Annotated in this window: 14 protein-coding genes; 6 read left to right on the top strand and 8 right to left on the bottom strand. The window is 70.5% G+C overall.

Annotated features, from left to right (window positions below; all coding sequences use genetic code 11):
* Window positions 1-330 precede the first annotated feature (330 nt).
* Window positions 331-1,167 (top strand): DUF6456 domain-containing protein, encoded by an 837-nt coding sequence (locus ASG52_RS25260; RefSeq protein WP_056249604.1) that lies wholly within the window; start codon window positions 331-333, stop codon window positions 1,165-1,167.
* 260 nt (window positions 1,168-1,427) lie between these two features.
* Here ASG52_RS25260 and ASG52_RS25255 read toward each other — a convergent pair whose 3' ends face one another.
* From ASG52_RS25255 to ASG52_RS25245, 3 genes are all read right to left on the bottom strand, one after another.
* The gene (locus ASG52_RS25255) at window positions 1,428-1,853 is read right to left on the bottom strand and encodes a SufE family protein (RefSeq protein WP_056249600.1); all 426 of its coding nucleotides are present in this window, start codon (window positions 1,851-1,853) and stop codon (window positions 1,428-1,430) included.
* A gap of 65 nt (window positions 1,854-1,918) precedes the next feature.
* Window positions 1,919-2,968 carry a sensor histidine kinase gene (locus ASG52_RS25250; protein ID WP_056249596.1) on the bottom strand — a complete coding sequence of 350 codons (1,050 nt, stop codon included), beginning with the start codon at window positions 2,966-2,968 and terminating at the stop codon, window positions 1,919-1,921.
* A 174-nt stretch (window positions 2,969-3,142) separates the two neighbouring features.
* Window positions 3,143-6,787 carry a PAS domain S-box protein gene (locus ASG52_RS25245; protein ID WP_056249592.1) on the bottom strand — a complete coding sequence of 1,215 codons (3,645 nt, stop codon included), beginning with the start codon at window positions 6,785-6,787 and terminating at the stop codon, window positions 3,143-3,145.
* 658 nt (window positions 6,788-7,445) lie between these two features.
* Here ASG52_RS25245 and ASG52_RS25240 point away from each other — a divergent pair.
* Both ASG52_RS25240 and ASG52_RS28020 read left to right on the top strand, forming a co-directional pair.
* The gene (locus tag ASG52_RS25240; RefSeq protein ID WP_056249957.1) at window positions 7,446-7,949 is read left to right on the top strand and encodes a hypothetical protein; all 504 of its coding nucleotides are present in this window, start codon (window positions 7,446-7,448) and stop codon (window positions 7,947-7,949) included.
* A gap of 87 nt (window positions 7,950-8,036) precedes the next feature.
* Window positions 8,037-8,201: a hypothetical protein gene (locus tag ASG52_RS28020; protein ID WP_200945662.1), complete on the top strand. Its 165-nt coding sequence runs from the start codon at window positions 8,037-8,039 to the stop codon at window positions 8,199-8,201.
* A gap of 282 nt (window positions 8,202-8,483) precedes the next feature.
* On the opposite strand, the gene ASG52_RS25235 is transcribed toward ASG52_RS28020, so the two are convergent.
* Both ASG52_RS25235 and ASG52_RS25230 read right to left on the bottom strand, forming a co-directional pair.
* On the bottom strand, window positions 8,484-8,924 hold the full coding sequence (locus tag ASG52_RS25235) for a VOC family protein (protein WP_056249589.1): 441 nt from the start codon (window positions 8,922-8,924) through the stop codon (window positions 8,484-8,486).
* A 76-nt stretch (window positions 8,925-9,000) separates the two neighbouring features.
* The gene (locus tag ASG52_RS25230; protein WP_056249586.1) at window positions 9,001-9,762 is read right to left on the bottom strand and encodes a cupin domain-containing protein; all 762 of its coding nucleotides are present in this window, start codon (window positions 9,760-9,762) and stop codon (window positions 9,001-9,003) included.
* Window positions 9,763-10,141: 379 nt separating this feature from the next.
* Here ASG52_RS25230 and ASG52_RS25225 point away from each other — a divergent pair, with 379 nt between their 5' ends.
* The 3 genes from ASG52_RS25225 (at window position 10,142) to ASG52_RS25215 (ending at window position 16,618) form a co-directional block, all read left to right on the top strand.
* Window positions 10,142-11,086 carry a hypothetical protein gene (locus ASG52_RS25225; protein ID WP_286159164.1) on the top strand — a complete coding sequence of 315 codons (945 nt, stop codon included), beginning with the start codon at window positions 10,142-10,144 and terminating at the stop codon, window positions 11,084-11,086.
* Between the two features lie 265 nt (window positions 11,087-11,351).
* Window positions 11,352-14,009 (top strand): aminopeptidase N, encoded by a 2,658-nt coding sequence (pepN, locus tag ASG52_RS25220; protein WP_056249583.1) that lies wholly within the window; start codon window positions 11,352-11,354, stop codon window positions 14,007-14,009.
* Between the two features lie 182 nt (window positions 14,010-14,191).
* Window positions 14,192-16,618 carry a PAS domain-containing sensor histidine kinase gene (locus ASG52_RS25215; RefSeq protein WP_082552727.1) on the top strand — a complete coding sequence of 809 codons (2,427 nt, stop codon included), beginning with the start codon at window positions 14,192-14,194 and terminating at the stop codon, window positions 16,616-16,618.
* Between the two features lie 136 nt (window positions 16,619-16,754).
* On the opposite strand, the gene ASG52_RS25210 is transcribed toward ASG52_RS25215, so the two are convergent.
* The 3 genes from ASG52_RS25210 to ASG52_RS25200 all read right to left on the bottom strand — a co-directional run bounded on the left by ASG52_RS25210 (window position 16,755) and on the right by ASG52_RS25200 (window position 22,927).
* A complete protein-coding gene (locus tag ASG52_RS25210; RefSeq protein ID WP_056249581.1) occupies window positions 16,755-17,000 on the bottom strand; it encodes a DUF6894 family protein in 246 nt (81 codons plus the stop codon).
* A 74-nt stretch (window positions 17,001-17,074) separates the two neighbouring features.
* Complete coding sequence (zwf, locus tag ASG52_RS25205; RefSeq protein WP_056249576.1) at window positions 17,075-18,553, bottom strand: glucose-6-phosphate dehydrogenase; 1,479 nt, start codon at window positions 18,551-18,553, stop codon at window positions 17,075-17,077.
* Window positions 18,554-18,652: 99 nt separating this feature from the next.
* The gene (locus ASG52_RS25200) at window positions 18,653-22,927 is read right to left on the bottom strand and encodes a glycosyltransferase (protein ID WP_056249573.1); all 4,275 of its coding nucleotides are present in this window, start codon (window positions 22,925-22,927) and stop codon (window positions 18,653-18,655) included.
* Window positions 22,928-23,092 lie beyond the last annotated feature (165 nt).

The raw sequence follows: 23,092 nt of genomic DNA, 5'->3' as shown, positions 1-23,092 counted from the left end.
ACGGGGCGGCGGGCTTTTTCGTGATTGCGTCCGGGGACGCCGAATCAAGTTATCAACAGGCCAATCAATCGCGTCCGAACGCCGGCATTCGGCCGCGTGTCATGCTCCGCCGACACCCGAACAGGCCGGCTTCGCCCGCACCGTGCGCCCTCCGCGTCCGAGGCGACTTCCACAGCCTGACACGGCGCTCCGATCGACCGCCAAAGGCATACCTGAGGTTAAAATCGCCAGCGTGACGCTGCAACCTCAAGGCGCACGATCAGCCTGTCAAGGCTTGTTTTAGGATCATTGTCCTTTAGCATTTGGTCGTCGGTGGCTGACAGGTGCGCGATGTCGAAGGAACAAAACACGAACAAACAGGGCGGCGGGCTCGGCCGCGAGGCGGAACGGCTGCTCGTGGCGCTGGCGCCGGAGGGGGCCTACGCCTTCCCGGACCCGTCGTCGCCCGACACGCTGATCGTGCGCGGCGGCGGGCGCGGGGTCTCGCTCGGAGGCGGACGCTTTCCGGCCCGCGCCGGCGAGGCTCTGGTCGCCGCCGACCTCGCGGCCCGCGACGACGGGCGCCGCAACCGCCTCGTCATCGGCGCGGCCGGCCGCGCCCGGCTGCGGCGGGCGCTGGAGCCGCGCGAGGACGCCTTCCGGTTGCAGCATCTCGATCCCATCCGGGAAGGGACCGGCGAAAACATGCGCCTGCGCGACGCCTCGGAAAGCCCGCTCGCCTGGATGGCGCGGCGGCGCGGGCGCGACGGCGAGCCGATGATCGACGCCGCCGCCTTCGCCGCGGGCGAGCGCCTGCGCCACGACCTCTCGGCGGCGCAGATGCTGCCGGGCGTCACCGCCAACTGGACGGCGCAACGCGTCGATGGCGGCGGCCCGCGCGACCCGTCCGCGGCCACCGACCGGACGATCGCCGCGCGCCAGCGGGTCGATCACGCCCTCACGGCGGTCGGCTCCGACCTGTCGGGCCTGCTGATCGACCTGTGCGGCTTCCTCAAGGGTCTGGAGCGGATCGAATCCGAGCGCAAATGGCCGGCCCGCTCGGCCAAGGTGGTCGCCCGCATCGCGCTCGGGCGGCTCGCCGAACATTATGGCATCGAGCGCGAGGCGCGCGGGCCGGAGCGGGGCCGGACCCGGCAGTGGCGGGCGGGGGGTGACGGGGCGGCGTGAGGAGGTCGTGTGATTGCCGAACAATGCCGCGCATCCCCTCTCCCCCGCACGTTGGGAGAGGGCTTCGATGACCTCGTCGTCATCGAAGCGAGGCAGCAGCCGAGGTGTGAGGGGGCTTGTCCGGAAGAGCCTCTTCCGTCGATTCCCCCTCACCGCCGCTCCGGCTTCGCCTCCGCTTCCCGCATGGACGACAAGGTCCATACGGGCCTCTCCCCGCGTGCGGGGAGAGGGGAAGGCCGGCGCATTACGGCCAAGACGAACTACGCCGCCGCGAGCCGCCCGGCGTCGCGATGAATCCGCTCCACCATCGCCCGCACGCCGTTGGAGCGCTTCGAGGTGATGTGGGCGCCGAAATCGAGGCGCTTGAGCAGGTCGAAGCCGTCGGCCTTCAGGGCCTCGTCCGGGGTGCGGCCGCTGTAGAGCGCGACCATCAGGGCGACGAATCCCTTGACGATGTGGCTGTCGCTGTCGCCGGCCAGCGCGATCCGCGGGGGCTGGGCCGCGTCGTCGAGGCCGACGTCGAGCCAGACTTGGCTCTCGCAACCGTGGACCCGTTTGGCCTCGACATGCTGCTCGGGCGGCAGCGCGGGCAGGGTCTTGCCGAGTTCGATGACGTACTCGTAGCGGTCCATCGGATCGTCGAGGATCTCGAAGTTCTCGATGATCGTGTCGAGGTTCGGCAGCATGGCTCACAGACAAAGCGAAGGGACGTGCCCGATATAGGCACGTCGGCCCGGACCGCCTAGCACCGTCAGGGCGCGGAAGGCCGCAGGTCGGGCCTGACTTCGGGGAGTTCGAGCAACAGCGGGTCGGCGCTCGTGGCGGTGCCGCTCGCCGCGATCTCGGCCTGGGCGGCGTAGGCCGCGATCAGCCGGGGGCCGAGCATCGGCACGCCGGGCTTGCCCTCCGCCGCCGCCTCGCCGCTGCCCGAGACGACCGACAGGCGCACCGGCGCGGTCGCATCGATCCGGATGGAGATGAAGCAGCTCACGGTCTCGGCGGTGGCGTCGAGGCATTCGGCAACGACTTCGGCCACGATCATGCCCAGCGCGTTGGCGGTGCGTGGCTCGACGAGGCTGGTGTTGCCGCCCTCCACGATCACGCCGATGCGGCCGGGCCGGCGCAGGTTTCCGAGGCCCGCGGCGAGGCGCCGGAGATAGTCCTGAAGGTCGATCGAGGCGATGTGCGGCGCCTCGTGCAGGTGCTGCTGCACCAGCGCGATCGCCCGCACCCGCTGGCCGAGCGCGTCGAAGCTGCCGCGGCAGGGTTCGGGTGCGGCGCGGCCGTAGAGGCCGATCAGGCTCACCATCACCTGAAGGTTGTTGCGCACCCGGTGATAGATCTCGGCGAGCAGCGTCTCCTTCTCGACCAGCGCGCGGGCGGAATCCTCCTCCGCGTTCTTGCGGTCGGTGATGTCGAAGCAGGAGCCGAGAAAGCCGTGGAAGGCGCCGTCCTCGCGCAGCGGGCGGCCGGTGTCGAGCAGCCAGCGATAGGCGCCGTCGTGGCGGCGCAGGCGGTACTCGATGGTGAAGGCCTCCTGCGCCGCGAACGCCGCATCGACGGTCGCCGCGTGGCGCGCGAAATCCTCCGGGTGCAGGCCGCAGCGCCAGCCGCCCTGCAATTCCTCGTCGAGGGAGCGGCCGGTGAACCGGAGCCAACTCTCGTTGTGGTAAACGGTGCGCCCGGCATGGTCCGTGCGCCACATCATCAGCGGCACATGGTCCGCGAAACGGCGGAAGCCGTCGCCGAGATCGAACGGGCTCGTCGCCACCCCCGTCTCCGCTGGAATCTCCTCTGCCATCCGCTCTGTGTTCGCTCTGCCCTGACGCTGCGAGCGCGCCGTCATGTTGGTTACGCGCCGGTCAACGTGTGCGGACAGGGGCCGTTCCGGTCCGTCCACAAGTGGACCGAACGCCACGCCCGTACCCGGCAGCGACGATAACCCGGCTCGCCGCTTTCGCAGCGCGGCCGAGCTTCACGAAAGCTCGATCATGGCGCGGATGCGGGTGGCGAGCGCCTTCACCGGGAACGGTTTGGTGATCATCTGCGTGCCCGGATCGCGGTCGTCGCCGCCGAACAGGGCGTTCTCGGCGTAGCCGGTGATGAACAGCACCTTCAGCTCGGGCCGCCCGGCGCGGGCCTGCTCGGCGAGTTGGCGCCCGTCGAGGCCGGGCAGGCCGACATCGGTGACGAGGAGGTCGATGCGCGTCTCCGAGCGCAGGATGCGCAGGCCCGCCGGCCCGTCCTGAGCCTGGATCGCCCGGTAGCCGAGTTCGCGCAGGGTCTCGACCACGAGGTCGCGCACCACCGGCTCGTCCTCGACCACCAGCACGGTCTCGCCGCGGCCCGCAGTCGCCGCCTCGCTGGCCGTCGGTTCGGGCGCGGGGGCGACGGTGCCGCGATGGCGCGGCAGGTAGAGGAGCACGGCTGTGCCGCGGCCGGGCACCGAATCGAGCCGGACATGGCCGCCGGACTGGCGGGCGAAGCCGTAGATCATCGAGAGGCCGAGGCCCGTGCCCTGGCCCATGGGCTTGGTGGTGAAGAACGGCTCGAAGGCGCGGGCCACCACCTCCGGCTCCATGCCGAGGCCGGTGTCGCGGACGCTCACGGCGACGTAGTCGCCGGGCTCGATCTCCGGCGGGAGGCGCGGGTCGGCAGATTCCAGCCGGGCGTTCTCGGCCGTGATCGTGAGCGTGCCGCCGTCCGGCATCGCGTCGCGGGCGTTGATCGCGAGGTTGAGGATCGCGTTCTCGAGCTGATGCGAATCGCACAAGGTCGGCCACAGCTCGGGGCCGGTCGTCACGTCGAGCCGCACGGCCTCGGTGAGCGTGCTGCGGAGCAGCGCCTCCATGCCGGCGAGCAGCGCTGCGACATCGACCGGCTTCTGCTCCAAGGGCTGGCGCCGGGCGAAGGCGAGCAGGCGGTGGGTCAGCGCCGCCGCGCGCTCGGCGGAGGACAGCGCCGCGCCGATGTAGCGCTCCAGCGTGTCGATCCGCCCCTGGCCGATCCGCGTGCGCATCAGGTCGAGCGAGCCGACGATGCCGGTGAGCAGGTTGTTGAAGTCGTGGGCGATGCCGCCGGTGAGCTGGCCCACCGCCTCCATCTTCTGGGCCTGCCGCAACTGCTCCTCAGCGAGGCGCTGCTGGGTGATGTCGCGGCCGACGATGTGGAAGCGGTCGCCCTCCGGCACCGCGGTCCACATCACGGTGAGCCGCCGCCCGTCCCGGCTGAGCACGCGATCGACGAAATCGGTGACGGATTGCCGGTTTCCGAGGCGGCGGAAAACCGCGCCGGTCTCGGGATGGTCCTCCGGGTCGATCAGGTCGAGGAAGGGCCTTGCGAGGAGTTCGGTCTCGCTCCAGCCGAGCAGCCGGGTCCAGGCCGGGTTGACGCTGCGCAGATAGCCGTCGAGGCCGGCGGTGCCCATCAGGTCGTTGGTGGTCTGCCACAGCCGGTCGCGCTCGCGGGTGCGGGCATCGACCTCGCGGGACAGAACCTCCTCCATCCGCTTGCGGTCGGTCACGTCGAGGGCGAACAGGTAGGCGCCGTCGGCCACGCCCTCCGGGGTCAAGCGCGGCCGGTAGCGGATCTCGGCGACGCGGCGGCGCCCGTCGCGGTTGGGCCAGGCCCGCTCGAAGCGGGCCTCGCGGCCGGCGAGCGCGCCCTCGAACCCTGAGCGGTCGGTGGAGTAGGCGTCGCCGATCAGTTCGGGAAGCGTGCGCCCGTCGGGCGCCGTGCCGCCGAACCAGTCCGCCCCCGCGGCGTTGGCGAAGCGGCAGCGCCCGCTCGCGTCGAAGAAGGCGATCAGCACCGGCAGCGAATCGGCGATCAGGCGCAGTTCGCGCGCCTGCGCCCGGGCGGCGAGTTCGGCCCGCGCCCGCTCGGCGGCGTGCCAGACCCGCTGCGCCACGTCCTCGACGAGGGCGACGTCGTCCGCCGTCCAGGCCCGCGGCTCGGGCTCGTGCAGGTAGACGATGGCGCGTAAGCGCCCCTCGCGGATCAGCGGCACGACGACGAGCGCGCGGCAGCCGATCGAATCCCACACCGCGGCGTAGCGCCGTCCGGCGCGGGAATCACTGTAGCAATCCTCCACCGTCAGCGTCCGCCCGGCCCGCAGCTCGGCCACCACCGCCGGCCCGAACCCGTCGAGGATGCGCGATTCGCCCGCCAGGCTCTCCATGGAGGCGTCGCGGGTCCAGTCGCGCTCGACCCGGACGACCTCGCCCGCCGCGTCGATCTCGCCGTAGCCGACCCGCGCCGTGTTCATCCGGATACCCAGCGCCGCGGCGGCCGCGAGCGTCACCGCGGTCGGGTCGGGCGCCTCGCGCAGTGTGTCGTTGAGGGCGAGCAGGAAGGCCTGGCGCTCTTCCGCGAGCTTGCGGTCGTGGATGTCGGTGCAGGTGCCGAACCAGCGCACGATCCGCCCCGAGGCGTCGCGCAGGGGCTTGGCCCGGCCCAGCACCCAGCGATACCGGCCCGAGCGGTGCCGCAGCCGGTACTCGATGCCGTAGGTCTCGCCGGTCTCCAGGCTGTGGCGCCACACCGCCCAGGCGCGCTCCTGATCCTCGGGATGGAACATGCCGTTCCACGCCGCGCCGTCGGTCGAGCCGTCGGGCATGCCGGTGAACTCGTACCAGCGGGCATTGTAGTAGTCGTGGAACCCGTCGGGCCGCGTGGACCAGACCATCTGCTCGATCGTGTCGGCGATGCCGCGGAACCGGTCCTCGCTCTCGCGCAACGCCGCCTCGGTGCGCTTGCGCTCGGTGATGTCGGAGCTGACGCCGGGAAAGCGCGTCGGTCGCCCGGCGGCGTCGTGGATGCAGCGCCCCTCGGCCGCGGCCCAACGCACGGAGCCGTCGGCCTGGACCAGCCGGTACTCGGCGGCGAACGGCGCACCGTTGGCGAGCGCCGCCTCGATCCGCCGCCGGACCTCGGGCAGGTCGTCGGCGTGGATGCCGCCGAAGAAGGTGGCGATCGGCGCGCCCTGCTCGGCCACGGCGGGATCGACCCCGTAGAGCCGGGCGAAGCGCGAATCCGCGGTCACCCGGTCGGCGGCCACGTCCCAGTCCCACACGCCGATGCTGCCGCCGGCCGAGAGCGCCAGATCGAGCCGCTCCTCGCTGCGCTCGCGGGCGCGCTCGGCCAGCACCTCGGCGGTGGTCTCGGCGGTGATGCAGAGCATGCCGTTGACCGCGCCGTCGTCGTCGCGCACCGGCGAATAAGTGAAGCTCCACCACGATTCCTCGGGCACGCCGTGGCGGTCCATCATCAAGAGCCGGTTGCGCTGGGACACGCTGCGCCCGGAAAGCGTCGCCTCGACCAGCGGGCCGATGTCGTCCCACAGGTCGGCCCAGATCTCGCGGAAGCGCGCGCCGAGCGCCCGGGACTGCCGGTCGCCGAAGACCGGGCGGTAGGCGTCGTTGAAGAAGACGATGCCGTCCGGCCCCCAGGCCAGGAACATCGGCGCCGGGCAACCCAGCATGGTGGCGAGCGTGCTGCGGAGCGCCGGCGGCCAGGTCGCGAGCGGCCCCAGCGCGTGGCCGGACCAATCGTAGGCGAGGATTTCGCGCCCGGTCCGCCCGGTCTCGGCCAGGAACGCGAGGGAGGCCGGCACGCTCATCGGGCGGCCCGCAGGACAGGACGGCACGCGGCACCGGAACGGGGAACGGAGGGGACGGCCGGACGGAGTGGGCACACCGTGTCGCTATACCGGAGTTCAACCGCAGGCGTAAGCGCAGGCGGCGCAGCGGAACCGGCACGGCAAATGCTTAAGCTCGAACGCCCGACGCGCCGGGCATCGCTCACGGCAAGTCGAGGGACGGCCGTTCCGTCATGGCTTGCACAATTGACAACATATGCAATGCCACATTGCCCCGCAACGAACATGCTGCGGCGTATCATCGGCAGTCTGGAATTGTTTTGCATCGCAAAAAGAACAGTCACCGACGCGCCCTTATCTCGGGACGCGCGGAGGGATGCAGCAAAAGCGCTTGCGCAGGGCGGCGCGGCGTGCTCTGTAACTCTTCGTCCGTATCAGACCCTGCGGAAGAGCCCAGTCCGGCGGCAACGCCGGTCATGGCGTCGAGGAGCGACCGCCCCCGGAAGCTTCGCGGCACAATTCCACAGGGTTGGACGATCTGGAGGGTGGCGTGTCGCGCGCCGCTCCGGAGGGCTCGCGTGACCGGCTTCCACGCCGGTGAGCCCCCAGGAACCCATGACAGAGGGGGGCACGAAGTGCTGGCAGCGGGCATTTCGAAGCCCGCGTCGTGGGGAGCATGATGGACAGAGATTCTTACGATTTCGACGCCCCCGATTCCGACTGGAATTACGAGCCATCGCGGGCCGAGCTTTTCCGGCAGATCGCCGCGCCGCTCTACACCACCGACGCGGACGGGTGGCTGACCTACTACAACGACGCGGCGGCGGAGCTGTGGGGCTTCCGCCCCGTGCTCGGCAAGGCGCGCTGGTGCGGCGCATGGCGGCTCTACCATCCGGACGGGTTGGCGCTGCCGCACGACCTCTGCCCGATGGCCGTGACGCTCCGCGAGGGTTTTGCCGTGCGCGGCGTCCAGGCGGTGCTGGAACGGCCCGACGGGAGCCGGGCCGCCTTCATGCCCTACCCGACGCCCCTGCGGGACGAGACCGGGGCGCTCGTCGGCGGCTCCAACATCCTGCTCAAGGTCGAGCGGATGGCCCGCCGCCCCTTCATGCTCCGCGGCGCCCGCCCGGTGCCGGCCGCGCGCTCTGCCCGTTTCGTGGGCATGCACGGATGTTCGGCGTGAGCGTTGCCGCCCCCGGCACGCCGAACCACGTCGAAACGAGGCGCCGCGCGGCCTGAATCGCGGCGTGCGAACGACAGGAGGACACCGATGTCGATCGAAACCCACTGGAGCCTCGACGCCGTCCAGAGCCTGCGCAGCCTCGCCCGCGATGGGCTACCGGTCTCGGTCATCAGCCTGAGACTGAAACGCCCGGTCGAAGCGGTGAGCGCCAAGCTGGCGGAGTTGGGGATCGTGCCGAAATTGGAGGCGTGATCGCGGCAATCGTTAAGCCGCGAAGCAATACGCGCATCCCCCCTCCCCGCACGCGGGGAGAGGGCTTCGGCGACCCCGTCGTCGCCGAAGCGAGGCGGCAGCCGAGGTGTGAGGGGGCGGCTCAGGACGAGCCTCTTCCGTCGAGTCCCTCTCACCGCCGCTTCGCTCCCTGTAGGGACGACAAGATCCCTACAGGCCGCTCCCCGCGTGCGGGGAGAGGGGGGAACCGCTGGACCGAAGGTGCTCAGTCTTCAGGAGGCGGCTCGGTGCGCGCCTGCCGCCCTACCAAGTCCCGGTATTCTCCATCGAAGCCCACGGCTCCTGCGGCGGCTTGGCCTCGCCCTTCTGCAGGATCTCGATCGAGATGCCGTCGGGCGAGCGGACGAAGGCCATGTAGCCGTCGCGCGGGGGGCGGTTGATGGTGATGCCGGCCTCCTTCAGCCGGGCGCAGAAGGCGTAGATGTCCTCGACCCGATAGGCGAGATGGCCGAAGTTGCGCCCGCCGGAATAGTCTTCCGGGTCCCAGTTGTAGGTCAGCTCGACCATCGGCGCCTTTTCCGACTTGGCGCGCGCGACGTCGCCGGGGGCGGCGAGGAAGACCAGGGTGAAGCGACCCTTCTCGTTCTCCACCCGGCGCACCTCCTCGAGGCCGAAGGCATCGACGTAGAAGGCGAGCGCGCGGTCGAGATCGGCCACGCGGACCATCGTGTGCAGGTATTCCATGACCGTTCCGCGAGTTCACCTGAAGAGGTGAGCGCCTATCTGGCTCGCGGCGGAGACGCGTCAACGGGGCCGCCGGTCACGCCGCGACCTCCTCCAGCCGGCGCACCGGCGCGGCCTCGATCGCGTCCCGACGTTCGGTGGCGAGTCGACGCAGGGCGGCGGTGGCGAGGGCGGCCACCCCTTGCGTGACGGGGAAAACCCGGTCCTCGGGCAAACTGGCCGCATTCTCGGCGGCGTCCTGGACGCAGGTAAAGAACAGCCGGCTCACCGGGTCGGAGGCGGGATCGAGCACCGCCCCATGCAGGGAAGCGAGGTCCGGCAACCGGTTCGCCAGCCTATCCACAACGAGCGCCCGCGGCAGGACGAGGCCGGTCGCCCGGACCGGGCCGACGACGAGGGTGGCGGGCTGGGCGAGATCGAGCACCACACCCTGCAGGCGGCCGAACGCGACCGTGCCGCCGGGCCACGTCATCCGGCCCACGCCGTCGAGCCAGAACAGGACCATCAGGTCGTCGCTAGAATCGCGCCCGACCACGTTGGGTCGGGTGACGCCTCTAGCCTCTTGTTTTGCCGCGCTTTCTTGCAACGAACCGGTGCCCACTTCGTCGGAAAGCGCTCCAGCCGGCCTCGGAGTCCGCCGGAAGGTCTGGGCCGGCGCCGTCATCTCGATCAGCGTCATTGGCCCGAGGCGATGCCGGGTCAGAGCCAACAGGCCCGGCGCCGGATCGCGCTCCGCGGGTGCCATGTCGAGGAACGGCGCCAGCGCACCGGCCCAAGCCCGGCGGCGCTCGACCGCATCATGAGGTAATTCGACCGCAAGACTGCGTAGAGCGTTCATCGAACCGAGGCTTTCCGGCCGCGAAGAACGGTCGTGCCCAGGCGCAGGCCTCGCCTCGACGCTTCGCAGGAGGCCTTTGTCATCGTTCGTCCTAAGAAGCGTCGCCATTGACGCTGCCTTGGCTAGCGGTTTCCCGAGTCGCGTTGCAATCGGACCGGCTTGGCAAATTCTGCGTCGATCTCGTTTGGCAGGGAACCCTGTCCCTTCCGCACAGCGGAGCGTCCCGTTGCGCTCTCTGCATCGTGAATGCTGACGGTCGAGGCCTGACGGCCTAGCTCGATTGGATAGGGGTGACGCGACGCGTTCAAAAACTTTTGACGGCTCCATGGCCGACATCGCGTTGCGGCCCCGCCGCAGCAGGCTAGAACGCCGGCCGACCATGACATTTCTTTCTGAGAGCCAGACGCCCGCCTCAGACCCGCGCGAAGACGCTGCGCCGGTCGGCGCCCTGCCGGCTCATCGCTCGGCCGAGGAGATCCTGGCGCATCCCGACTTCCCGGCCGCGCGCCGCCTGTTCGTCGCCGAGCACGCCAAGGTCTACGAGGCCGGCACCTTCCCGGCGCAGCTCGGCGCCGATGTGGGCCGGGTGACGACGCTCGCCATCATCGTCTGCATCTACGCCGCCTACGACCCCGCCGACCGTGAGACCTGGCCGACGCTCAACCGGCTCAAGGACCACGTCGCCCGGTTCGGCTTCGCCAGCCCCCGGCTGATCGACGACTTCGCCGCCCGGCTGGCCCAGACCGGCTATGTCGAGATGGAGCGCCAGCCCGAGGACAACCGGGTGCGCCTCCTCAAACCCACCGAGCGGCTGCTCGACTGGGACCGGGAATGGATCGCCGCCCACTACGCGCCGCTCGATCTCCTCTACCCCGAGCCCGGCTACGGCCCGCCGCTGCGGCGCGACCGGGCGTTTCAGGCGGCCCATGCGGGCGCGGCGCCCGCGGCCTTCGACGCCATCGCGGCGATGATGTGGGTCAACCTGGAGATCGTGTTCTTCTTGAGCGCCACGAGCGCGCTCATCATTCTGCTGGCCTTCTTCGAGATGGGCGGCGCCGACCCCGACGCCCGCATCCGCGAAGGCGACATCGCCCATCTGGCCCCGCGCTTCGGCGTGTCGCGCACCCATATCCGCAACATCCTGACCGTGGCGCAGGAGCGCGGCTTCGTGGTCCGCTCCGGACCGCGCAACGCCTTCCTCCACCTGACGCCGCGCTGGATGAGCGCCTTCGACCGTTTCATCGCCGACAGCCTCGTCCAGTCGGACCTCACCTACAGGCTGGCGCTCAGGGCCATGGGGATCGAGGCGCCGTACCGGAGTTGAGGATACACAATCCTCGCTCACCAACCGCCGTCATTCCGGGGCGCCGTAAGCGAACCCGGAATCCACGACTGGCCGCGACGCCTGCCATAGCCGCGCATCACGGGTGGATTCCGGGTTCCGCTGCGCGGCCCCGGAATGACGGCGGTGAGTTGGAGGGTCCGGTCGTCAGCGCAGCTTGGCCCAAGGCCCGGGCCGATGAGGTTCCGTCGCGGGCGAAAACCTCTAAAGGTCGGGCGACCCCGCAGGCGAGCCCGGATCAAAACCCATGCGCACCGAGACGCCCCCGACCGTCCGCCTGGAGGATTACCGCCCGAGCGATCACCTGATCGACCGGGTCGATTTGGATGTCCGCCTCGATCCCCACGACACCCGCGTCACCGCCCGCCTCGCGATCCGCCCGAACCCCGCCGGCCGGCCGGGCGCGGCCCTGGTGCTGGACGGCGACGACCTGCGGTTGGTGGCGCTCGACCTCGACGGCGCGCAGCTCGCGCCCGCCGCCTTCCGGGTCGCGCCCTCGGCGCTGACCCTGCCGGAGCCGCCGCAGCGGCCGTTCACCCTCACGGTCGAGACGCGGCTCGACCCGACCGCCAACACCAAGCTGATGGGGCTCTACCGCTCGAACGGCGTCTACTGCACCCAGTGCGAGGCCGACGGCTTCCGGCGGATCACCTACTTCCTCGACCGGCCGGACGTGCTGGCGGTCTACACCACCCGGATCGAGGCCGAGGAAGCGCAGGCACCGGTCCTTTTGGGCAACGGCAACAACATCGAATCGGGTAGGATCGAGGGGACGGAACGTCACTTCTCGATTTGGCACGACCCGCACCCGAAGCCCGCTTACCTGTTCGCCCTGGTCGGCGGACGCCTCGATCGGGTGAGCGCGCCGTTCACCACCATGGAGGGTCGGGCGGTCGAACTCGCCGTCTATGTCGAGCCGGGCAAGGCCGAGCGGGCGGCCTACGCCCTCGACGCGGTGGCGCGCTCGATGACGTGGGACGAGCAGGTGTTCGGCCGTCCCTACGATCTCGACGTGTTCAACGTCGTCGCCGTGTCCGACTTCAACATGGGCGCGATGGAGAACAAGGGCCTCAACATCTTCAACGACAAGTTCGTCTTGGCCTCGCCGGAGACCGCGACCGATGCCGATTACGCGGCGATCGAGGCGATCATCGCACACGAGTATTTCCACAACTGGTCGGGCAACCGCGTCACCTGCCGCGACTGGTTCCAACTCTGCCTGAAAGAGGGCCTGACGGTCTTCCGCGATCAGGAATTCTCGTCCGACATGCGCTCGCGCGACGTCCACCGCATCGGCGAGGTGCGGACCTTGCGCGCCCGTCAGTTCCCGGAAGATGCCGGCCCCTTGGCCCACCCGGTGCGGCCGAAGCAATACGCCGAGATCAACAACTTCTACACGGCCACCGTCTACGAAAAGGGCGCCGAGATCGTCCGGATGTTGCGCACGCTGATCGGCGAGACCGCCTTCCGCGCCGGCATGGACCGCTATTTTTCCGACAACGACGGCACCGCGGCGACCGTCGAGGACTTTTTGCGAGCCTTCGAGGCGGAGAGCGGCCACGACCTGTTGCACTTCGCCGAGTGGTACGAGCGCCCCGGCACGCCCCGCGTCGCGGTTTCCGGCCATTACGATGACGCGGCAAGGACTTACCGGCTCGACTTCCGCCAGACCCGGCCCGGCGCCGGGGCCGACGCGCCGCCGGTCGTCATCCCGGTCCGGCTCGGCCTGATCGGCCCGGACGGCCCCCTCGACGGGGCGACGAGCCCGCAGGTCGAGGCAAAGGGCGAGGAGTGTGTGTTCGTCCTCGACGCCGCCGAGGCTTCGGTGACGTACGAGAATGTCCCCGCGCCGCCGGTGCCGTCGCTGTTTCGCGGCTTCTCGGCCCCGGTGCGGGTCGACATGAGCGTGGAGGATGCCGACCGGCTCACCCTGCTGCGCCACGACACCGACGGCTTCAACCGCTGGGAGGCGGCCCAGCGCGTCGCCGCCCGGCTGATGAACGGGGCGCTGCGCGGCGAAGACACCGCGGCCGGGGCGGACGCCTTCGCGGCGGCGCTCGGCGCCTTCCTCGACGAGCGGGCGCTCGCCGACCCGGCCTTCGCCGCCCTGGTGCTGGCGCTGCCGAGCGAGAGCGACCTCGCCGACGAGATCGGCAGCGAGATCGATCCGGACGCGATCTTTACCGCGCGCCGCGCCCTGCGGGTCCGCCTCGGCGCCGCCTTGAGCCCACGCCTGCACGCTGTACGCGACGCGCTGGCTGAGCCCGCGGGCACGCCGTTCTCGCCGGACGCGGCCTCCGCCGGGCGGCGGGCGCTGCGCAACGCCGCCCTCGACTGGATCGCGGTCGCCGACCCGGCGGAGGGCGCGGCTTTGGCCGGCGCGCAGATCGCCTCGGCCACCAACATGACCGACCGGCTCGCCGGCCTCTCGACGCTCGCGCTGCTGCCGGGCGAGCCGCGCGAATCGGCGCTCGCCGCCTTCGCCGCGCTCTACGCCGACGAGCCCCTGGTGCTCGACAAGTGGTTGGCGATCCAGGCCATGATCCCCGAGGACGGCACGGTCGAGCGGGTGCGCCGGCTCCAGGGCCATCCGGCCTTCGCCATGACCAACCCGAACCGGGTGCGCTCGCTGGTCGGCAGCTTCGCACTCGCCAACCCGACCCAGTTCAACCGGGCCGACGGGGCGGGCTTCGCCCTCGTCGCCGAGACGGTGCTCGCCCTCGACCGGACCAACCCGCAGGTCGCCGCCCGGCTGATGACCGCCTTCGGTTCCTGGCGCCGCCTGGAGCCGCAGCGCCGGACTGCGGCGGACGCCGCCCTGCGTCGCATCCTTGCCACGCCCGGCCTTTCCCGTGACGTCGCCGACATCGCCGGCCGCAGCCTTGGCGATTCGTTAACCGCCTGAAGCGACTCGCCTTTCGGGAATCGGAATGCGCGGCGGACGGACTCCGATCGCGGCTTTGGTCAACGCCCTCCCCCAAATTGGGCGTGGACAAAGCGACCCCCGCGATGCTCAATATGAATACGATTCGAAAACAGCCGGTGCGGCACCGGCCGGGTCGGATTCATCATCTGCGAGGTTCCGATATGCCGGGGGCGGTTTCCGCGTCCCTGTCCGCGCGTGCGCGCGCGGACACGATTCTCGGGGTCCAGCGTCCCACCGGCACCGCGCAGGTCCGTCTCGTGCGAGCGGAGGCTTGGCTGCGCTATGCCTTGCCGGCGCTCCTCGTGCTGTTCCTGTTGGGCCTCACCGCCCTGTCGGCGTTGCAGCTGCGCGCGCCCTACGAGGCGGCGATCAGTGCGAGCCAGCGCGAGGTCGAGGCCTTCGCCCGGCTCGCCGCCGCCGCGCTCTCTCCGACCGAGGCCGGGGCGCGGCTCGACCGCTCCTTACCGATGCATCTCCTGCCCGTGGGCAGCCGTGTGCTCGTCACCGACGCCGCGGGCGCGATCCGCGCCGCCCATCCGGCCCTGCCGAGCGGCACCGGCACGCTGAGCGCCGTGCTGGCCGGCGGCGAGCCGCTGACCATCCTCGGCGAGAGCGCGGGCGCCATGACGGTCGGCCTGCACGGGGGCGGGCAGGCCATCGCCGCGGCCACGCACCGGCCCGGCTCCGCGCTTCAGGTCGCCGTGATCCAGCCGCTGGCACCGATCGACGCCGCGTGGTGGCGCTCGTTCTGGAGCCACGCCATCGTCCTGTGCGCGGTCGCCCTGATGCTCACCGGCATCGCCGCCGCCTACATGATCCAGACGCGCCGGGCGCGCTCGGCGGACGAGGTCTGCGACCTCGTCAAGGAGCGACTCGACACGGCGCTGGGGCGCGGGCGCTGCGGTCTATGGGACTGGGACATCGCCCGTGGGACGATCTTCTGGTCGGATTCGATGTTCGCCCTGCTCGGCTACACGCCGGAGAAGGATCTGCTGTCGTTCGGCGACGTCAACGCCCTGCTCCACGACGAGGACGGCGACCTCTACGAGCTGGCCCGCCAACTCGCGGCGAGCCACGCCACCCTCGACCACGAGTTCCGGATCCGCGACGCCTCCGGCGCCTGGGTCTGGCTGCGCACCCGCGCCGAGATCGTCGAGGATGCCGGCGACGGCAGCCGCCATCTCGTCGGCATCGCCATGGACGTGACCGAGCAGCGTCGGCTGGCCGAGACCAACGCCACCGCCGACATGCGACTGCGCGACGCCGTCGAGGCGGTGTCCGAGGCCTTCGTGCTGTGGGATGCGGGCAACCGCCTCGTCCTGTGCAATTCAAAGTTCCGCGATCTCCACGCGTTGGCGTGCGACGACGCGGTGCCGGGCCGCCGCTACGACGAGATCATGGGCCAGGGCGCGCTGCCGACGGTGCGCCGGGGCATCCCTGGCCCGGAGCGCGGGCCGGCCCGCACCTTCGAGCTGGAGCTGGCCGACGGCCGCTGGCTGCAGGTGAGCGAGCGGCGCACCAAGGACGGTGGCTACGTCTCCGTCGGCACCGACATCACCAGCCTCAAGCGCCATCAGGAGCAGCTCGTCGCCTCCGAGCGCGAGCTGATCGAGACGGTCAAGGATCTGAAGCGCTCGCGGCGCACGCTCGAACTCCAGACACAGCAGCTCGCCGACCTCGCCGAGAGTCATCTCGACCAGAAGGGCCGGGCCGAGATCGCCAACCAAGCGAAGTCCGAATTCCTGGCCAACATGAGCCACGAGCTGCGCACGCCGCTCAACGCCATCATGGGCTTCGCCGAACTGATGGAGAGCGAGGTCTACGGCTCCCTCGGTTCGCCCCGCTACGGCGACTATTGCCGCGACATCCAGCAGAGCGGCACCTACCTGCTGTCCGTCATCGACGACATTCTGCACATGTCGCGGATCGAGGCGAAACGGGTGACGCTGGTGCCGCGCGAACTCGCCCTAGACGCCGCGATCTCGGCCGCCGTGATGATGGTCGCCAAGGAAGCGGCGAGCAAATCGGTGACGATCCGCATCGACGTGCCGGCGACGCTCAAGGTGTTCGCCGACGAGCGGGCGCTCCAGCAGATCCTGCTCAACATCGTCCAGAACGCCGTGAAGTTCACGCCCGAGGGCGGGCGGGTCGGCCTGCGCGGTCGCGCCTGCGGCGGCTCCGTCCACCTGTTCGTGGCGGATACCGGTATCGGCATCCCGAAATCGGCCATCGCCAAGCTCGGCCGCCCGTTCGAGCAGGTCGAGACCAACCTGACCCGGACCTACAAGGGCTCGGGCCTCGGGCTCGCCATCGCCCGCTCCACCGCCGAGCTACACGGCGGAGGCTTACGCATCCGCTCCGAGGAGGGTCAGGGCACCATCGTGCTGGTGCGCCTGCCCCAGCCGGCGCCGACCGCCGAGACGGTGCGGGCGCCCGTGCGGCCCGACCGGGACCGCGCGACAAGCCGGGCGCCGGAACCCGCCCGCGACGCGATCGCGCCGCTGCGGATCACCACCGTCACCCCGCTGCCGCCGGGGATCGTCCGGGGCGCCGGCCGGTCGGTGCGGGAGATGGCGCATCTGGTGTGAAGTGGCTTCCGGCCGGTCGCGCCGGTAACGCGCATCCCCTCTCCCCGCGTGCCGGGAGAGGGTGGAGCCCACCGCCTTCGCCGCGATCAATCGGGACGCGTGTGATCAAGCGCCGAATGGCGAAGCACGCACCCCGTCACCCCGGATGCCCCACGAGCCAGCCGGCCCGCACCGTCAGTTCGGTGCGGTAGACCGGCACCCCGGTCGCGTCGCGGGCGGTGACGGACATCTGGCGCTCGTTGTGGGCCACGACCTCATATCGGGCGATGTCGAGGAGCGTGCGCAGCGCCAGCGTGGCGACGGCCTCGCCGCCGTCGAGTTCGGTCCCCTCCTCATCGACCGTGAGGCCGCCGTTCTCGACGTCGAAGTAGTAGCGCGACATTCCCTCGGACCCCGGTGACGACCCTGTCGCTCGTTAACCGGCATCCGAGCCGCGGTTTCCTGAAGCCGTCGAACCTAAGGCAATTCCTCGTGCCAAGTGCGTCCGTCGCGCTCGATCAGGGCGATGGCGGCGGTCGGCCCCCAGCTTCCGGCGGCGTAGGGGCGCGGCGGCTCGGGGCGGTCGGCCCAGGCCTTGAGCAGGGTGTCGGCCCAGGCCCAGGCGACCTCGACCTCGTCGCGGCGCATGAACAGGGTCGCGTTGCCGCGCACCACGTCCATCAGCAGCCGCTCGTAGGCATCGGGGTAGCGCTGCTGGAAGGTTTTTTCGAACGAGATGTCGAGGTTGGTCGGGCGCAGGCGCATGCCGCCGGGGCCGGGATCCTTGGTCATCACTTCGAGCTTCATCCCCTCCTCCGGCTGGAGGCGGATGACGAGGCGGTTCGGCTCGCGCCCGAACGATTCCTCGGGGAAGATCGAGAACGGCGAGGCGCGGAACTGCACCACGATCTCGGAATGCTTCTTCGGAAGGCGCTTGCCCGTGCGCACGTAGAACGGCACGCCGGCCCAGCGCCAGCTCTGCACTTCGAGCTTGAGCGCCACGAAGGTCTCGGTGCGGCTCGGGGGATGGTCGCCGAGATCGGTCTGGTAGCCCGCCACCGGCTGGCCGCCGACCGCGCCCGCGGCGTACTGGCCGCGCACGGTCACGCTCTGCACGTCGGCGGCGGTGATGGGCTTCAGGGCGCGCAGCACCTTCAGCTTCTCGTCGCGCACCGAGTCGGCGTCGAGCGAGATCGGGCTCTCCATCGCGGTGAGGCACAGCAGCTGGAGGATGTGGTTCTGCACCATGTCCCGCAGCGCGCCGGAGGTGTCGTAGTAGCCCGCCCGGCCCTCGACGCCGACGGTCTCGCCCACCGTGATCTGGACGTGGTCGATCACGTCGGCGTTCCATAGCCGCTCGACGATCGTGTTGGCGAAGCGCAGGGCCAGCAGGTTCTGCACCGTCTCCTTGCCGAGATAGTGGTCGATGCGGAAGATCTGGCTCTCGGGGAAGACCGCGCCGACGGCGTCGTTGATGGCGCGGGCCGATTTGAGATCCTTGCCGATCGGCTTTTCCAGCACGACGCGGGTCTTCTCGCCGATCAGGCCGTAGCGGTCGAGGTTTCGGCAGATCGCGCCGTAGAGGTCGGGCGACGTGGCGAGGTAGAACGGGCGGATGCGGTCGGGCCGCTCGTCGAGCAGCCGCTTCAGCGCGGGCCAGCCGTCGTCGCCGAGCGCATCGACCGCGACGTAGAACAGGTGGTCGAGGAAGCCTTCGAGCTTGGTCTCGTCGATGTCGGAGGCCGGGACGAAGCTCAGCAGCGCGTCGCGGGCGCGGGCCCGAAACGTCTCGGTGTCCATCTCGGTGCGGGAGGCGCCGATGATGCGGCTCGTTTCCGGGATCTGCGCGTCGCGATAGCGCTGGTAGAGCGCGGGCAGCAACTTGCGCTGGGTCAGGTCTCCGGTCGCGCCGAACACGACGTAATCGAAGGACGAGACGGGGATGATGGTGGCCACGAAACGGCTCCCATGGTTCGCGCGCGACGAGCAGCGTCCGCGGGGTCTGGCCCGAGGGTTACCGGCCCGGACCCGACCCTTGCAAGGGCCCGGCCGGCGTCAGATGCGGAACGGCACGTCGGCGATGGTGAAGGCCGAGAGGTCCGGCGCGTAGAGGCCGAGCACCGGACCGCTCGCGCTGTAGCCGAAGAACCGGGCGACCGCCTCGTCGAGATCGGACCGCAGGGCGGCGCAGACCTGAAGGCGGCGCACCGAGGACGGCGGCAGGATCAGGTAGTCCGCCGTGAGCTGCGCGGCCACGACGCCGTGCATCCGCGGCGAGAACTGCCATGCGGTCACCGAGGGCGCGATCTTGAGCGGCATCTGGTCTTCGAAGACCGTGTCGCCGTCCGGCCCGCGCTGGCCCTTGTAGAGCCGCCCGGTCAGGGCATCGAAGCGCCCCTGCGCCGAGGCCGCGGCGTAGACCGCCGCCCAGCGGCCGGACAGGGCGTAGTCGGCGCCGATCAGCAGCAGCGATTCGTCGTCGAGCCGTTCGCAGCATTCGGCGAGCGCCGCCGGGACGCTGTCGAACGGGCTCACCGCCCCGTCCGGCGCGACGCCCTCGGCGCCCCCGCCGGTCGGCCACGCGGCGAAGACGCGCCGATCCGTCGCAAGGGCGCGGTTGGCCTCCTTCCACGTCTCGAACGCCTCCGGCCCGCTGGCGTGGACGAAGACCACCAGCGACGGCGCGGCGATCGTCCCCTTGGACGCGCGCAGATCGGTCAGCGGCGTGGGCAGGCGCAGCAGGGCGAGGTTGGCGAGGTGGTCCTCGACGAAGGTGATCTGGTTGTCGGCGCGGGCGATCCGGTAGCGCCCCAGCGTCACCGGCAGGAAGGCCGGCGGGCGCTCGACGGTGTAGCGCAGGATCAGTTCCCAATCGACCAGCCGCCGCATGCTCTCGTTGAAGCCGCCGAAGCGCTCGAACGATTCGCGGCGGTGCATGAAGACGTTGAGATCGATGAAGTTGCGCTGCTCCAGCCGGGCGCGGTTGAACGGCGCCATGCGGACGAAGCGGAACTCGTCGCGATCGAGGCTCGGCAGATACTCCCACACCTCCTGGCCCGCATAGGCGCTCGTCGCATCCGGCTGCTGACGGAAGGCGTCGAGCATGACCGCGAGGTAGTCCGGGCTCCAGACGTTGTCGGAATCGATGTAGGCGACGAACGCGCCCTTGCCCTCGCGCAGGCCCGCGTTGCGGGCGGTCGAGACACCGCCGTTCTGCGGCAGTTCGATCAGCCGGATGCGGGGGTCGTCGAAGGTCTTCACCACCGCGACGCTGTCGTCCTTGCTGCCGTCGTCGACGATGATCAGCTCGAAGTTGGCGTAGGTCTGGGACAGAACCGATTCGATCGCCTCGCCGACGATCTTCTCCCGGTTGAACACCGGCATCACCACGGTGACCAGATCGGTCTGCGGCACGTCCCGGGAGCGCGAGACCCGCAGCGTGCGCTCGAAATCGATCGCCTCCAGGATCACCGGGATGCGGTCGAGCTGGCCGTAGGGCATCCGCTCTTCGCTGTACGACCAGCGCAGGAACTGCTCGAAGGTGAAGCCGTTGCTGAAGCCGCGGCTCGGATTGACGACGTTGACCTGCCGCTTGGCGAGCACCTGCTGTCGGCCGGCGAGGCGCAAAGTCGCCTCGACGTTGGCGTAGTCGAACGCCTCGTTCGGCAGCGGGATCTGGAACGCGTGGTCGCCGTCGCCGATCCCGGCCTTTTCCAGGTCGGCCCGGTAGAGACCCGCCTCGACGTTCTGGACCGTGATGCTGGTCTGCGAGTCGAGATCGACGGTGACGTCGACGAGGGTCGAGACGCCGGGATGGGCCGCATCGTAGGCCCAGCCGTTCAGCCGCCCGGCGACGATGCCGCCGAAGGCGGCCTTGTGGTCGGTGGCGCGCCGTTCGAGCTGGGGCCGGTCCTCGGGCGGTCCGTCGATGCCGTCGACGAAGGGCACGCGGCGGCCGTCGCCCCGGCTGCGCAGCTCGAACTGGTGCGCCTCGCCGTCGGGCACGACGAAGGAAGCCGCAGTGTTGAGGCCGGATCGACGGGCGAAGCCCGCGCCCTCGACGTCGCCGCGATCGTCCGTCACGTCGATACCGCGCACCGGCGAGCCGTCGCGGAACACCCAGAGCTGGCCCGGCCCCCAGCGTCCGTCGCGATCCCGCTCGGCGATCCAGCCCTGCACCAGGCCGCCGCCGAACCGCTCGATCCGGCCCTCGGCGGCGACGACGTCCCGGAGGTCCACCCGATCGAGGCGGGCGGGCAGGTCGATGTGACCGCTCACTCCCTTGCGGCCGTCCTCGATCGCGGCGGCGACGCCGCGCTCGAACACCCGGATCAGGCCGGGATTGACCCGCTTGATCTTCTCCCGCCACGGCGCCACGAAATCGCGCTGGATCGCGGCGGCGACGGCGTCGGCGTTGTAGGCGCCGCCGCCGAGCGTCTTGCCCCAGCGCGCGGTGAAGACGAACCGGTTCCGAAGCAGGTAATAGGTGTAGTAGAGCGCCGGGAAGTCACCCGCCTTCGAGCGCTTGTTGTGAGCGACCCGGGCCGTCGGGCAGACCACGCACTTCACGCCACGGTCCTTGAACGACAGGCACCAGTGGGTCTCCTCGTAATAGAGGAAGTAGTCCTCCGGGATGTGACCGATCTTCGGCAGCAGGGCGAGCGGCACGAACAGCGCGCAGCCGTTGAGGACATCGACCTCGTAGGGTTCCTTCGGCAGCACGCCGACGGCCTGCCCCTCGAACAGCTGGTTGACGACGATGCCCTCGGCGCTGGCGAACACCACGCCGCCGCCATAGCCGACATGCCCGTCCGCGTTCATCACCGCGGGCGCCAGCACCGCGTCGGGCCGGGCGTGGTCGAGCAGCGTCTCGAAGGTCGCGGCGGTGACGGCGACGTCGGGATTGAGGATGAAGCCGTACTCGCAGCCGTCCTGCCGCATCAGTTCGAGCAGGGCGTTGTTGCCGCCGGCATAGCCCGAATTGGTGCCGTCATGGGCGTAGACGTGGGCGCGCTCGATCAGGTTGCGGTTCGGGCGCCGGCCCGCGGAGTTGTCGAACACGTAGACCCGCACGTCGCGCCCGCGCACGCTCTCGGGCAGCTTGGCGATCAGCGCCTCGATGTCCTCGACGCTGAAGTAGTTCACCACGGCGACGCCGACGGCGCCCTGCGCCGCGCGGGTGCGGCGGTAGACCGAGACCGGGCGCTTGCGGCCCTCGATCTCCAGGGTGACGCGCTCCGGGGTCAGCGCCGCACGGATCTTCTTGAGGTAGTCCTCGGCATGCGTGCCCCAGGCGTTGCGCTTGGCGAAATCCTTCGCCTTGGCGCCGAGCGCCGCGGTCTCGGCGGGGGCTGCGAGCGCCTGGAGCATCGCCTCGCGCAGGCCGTCGGGCGCGGCGGCGTCGTAGGTGAGGCCCATGCCCTCCTCGGCGACGAAGTCGAGGGTCGGGGTGCTCGGCACGATCACCGGCTTGCCGTAGGAGGCGGCGAGCAGCACCGAGCCCGAGGTCAGGATCTCGCGATAGGGCAGCACGATCGCGTCGGCCGCGGTGCAGATGCGGGCGAGATCGTGGGGCGGCAGGAAGCCGGTGAGCACCCGCAGCTTGGGGTTCATCTCGGCGAGCAGCTTGATGCTGGCGGGCGAGAACGGCGCCACCGGCTTGCCGGCGACGACGAGGTAGGCGTTCGGGTGGCGCGCGGACACCTCCTCGAAGGCGGCGAGCAGGAGGTCGATGCCCTTGTAGGGGCGCAGCTGCCCGACCATGGCGAACAGGAACGCGTCCTCGGGCACGCTCAGGAGCCAGCGCGCCCGGTCCTTCGGCGGGCCCGGCGGGTAGTAGCCGACATAGCTGCCGTGGGGGACGACGATCACCTTGGCGGGATCGACCGGGTAGACGGCGTTGACCGCCTCGATGGCGGCCGCGGAGTGGAGATGGATCACGTCGGCGAGCGCCGACAGCTCGGCGAGGAAGGCGACCTCGAAATCGCCCAGGCGCCGGTCGTGCGAGAGTTTGTTGTGGATGGTCCAGACGAACAGGCCGCCGCCCGCCCGGAACAGCCGCACCGCGGACACGAACTCGTCGGCCCGCGCCTGGAACTCGTGCAGGTCGGCCGCCCCGCCGAAGATCGGCTCGGGCCAGTGCAGGTGGAACACGACCTGTCTCGATTCGCTCGGGAGGGCGGCGAGCGCCTCCTCGATCGTCCCGTAGGAGACCTCGCCGGCCTTCTCGGCGGCGCTGTAGAGGCCGGTCTGATAAGGGTTGTTGGAGGAATAATCGGGGAAGACGAACAGGCGGACATCGCCCCGCGGCTTGGCCGCGGCCGGAGCCACCTTCGCAGCGGGCGGCGGGGGCGCGGCGGGAGCGGGAGCGGACGGCGCGGCTTCGGCAGCGGGTGTCGAACCGGATTGACGCCCGAACCACCGATTGACGTTCACCATCGTCACGCTTCTCCAGAGCCTGCCGCGGCCTCGCACGGGGGCGAGGCGCTCGGCCGT

It is taken from the genome of Methylobacterium sp. Leaf456, from assembly GCF_001425465.1.
Lineage (GTDB): Bacteria > Pseudomonadota > Alphaproteobacteria > Rhizobiales > Beijerinckiaceae > Methylobacterium.
The sequence above is the reverse complement of the archived record's forward strand: the minus strand, read 5'-3'. Positions and strand labels throughout refer to the sequence as shown.

Coding starts and splice junctions, on each gene's coding strand:
- ASG52_RS25230 (WP_056249586.1), bottom strand. CDS start 9,762: ATGAACGCTCTACGCAGTCTTGCGGTCGAATTACCTCATGATGCGGTC.
- ASG52_RS25235 (WP_056249589.1), bottom strand. CDS start 8,924: ATGGAATACCTGCACACGATGGTCCGCGTGGCCGATCTCGACCGCGCG.
- ASG52_RS25250 (WP_056249596.1), bottom strand. CDS start 2,968: ATGGCAGAGGAGATTCCAGCGGAGACGGGGGTGGCGACGAGCCCGTTC.
- ASG52_RS25260 (WP_056249604.1), top strand. CDS start 331: ATGTCGAAGGAACAAAACACGAACAAACAGGGCGGCGGGCTCGGCCGC.
- ASG52_RS25240 (WP_056249957.1), top strand. CDS start 7,446: ATGGACAGAGATTCTTACGATTTCGACGCCCCCGATTCCGACTGGAAT.
- pepN (WP_056249583.1), top strand. CDS start 11,352: ATGCGCACCGAGACGCCCCCGACCGTCCGCCTGGAGGATTACCGCCCG.
- ASG52_RS28020 (WP_200945662.1), top strand. CDS start 8,037: ATGTCGATCGAAACCCACTGGAGCCTCGACGCCGTCCAGAGCCTGCGC.
- ASG52_RS25210 (WP_056249581.1), bottom strand. CDS start 17,000: ATGTCGCGCTACTACTTCGACGTCGAGAACGGCGGCCTCACGGTCGAT.
- ASG52_RS25245 (WP_056249592.1), bottom strand. CDS start 6,787: ATGAGCGTGCCGGCCTCCCTCGCGTTCCTGGCCGAGACCGGGCGGACC.
- ASG52_RS25255 (WP_056249600.1), bottom strand. CDS start 1,853: ATGCTGCCGAACCTCGACACGATCATCGAGAACTTCGAGATCCTCGAC.
- ASG52_RS25225 (WP_286159164.1), top strand. CDS start 10,142: ATGACATTTCTTTCTGAGAGCCAGACGCCCGCCTCAGACCCGCGCGAA.
- ASG52_RS25215 (WP_082552727.1), top strand. CDS start 14,192: ATGCCGGGGGCGGTTTCCGCGTCCCTGTCCGCGCGTGCGCGCGCGGAC.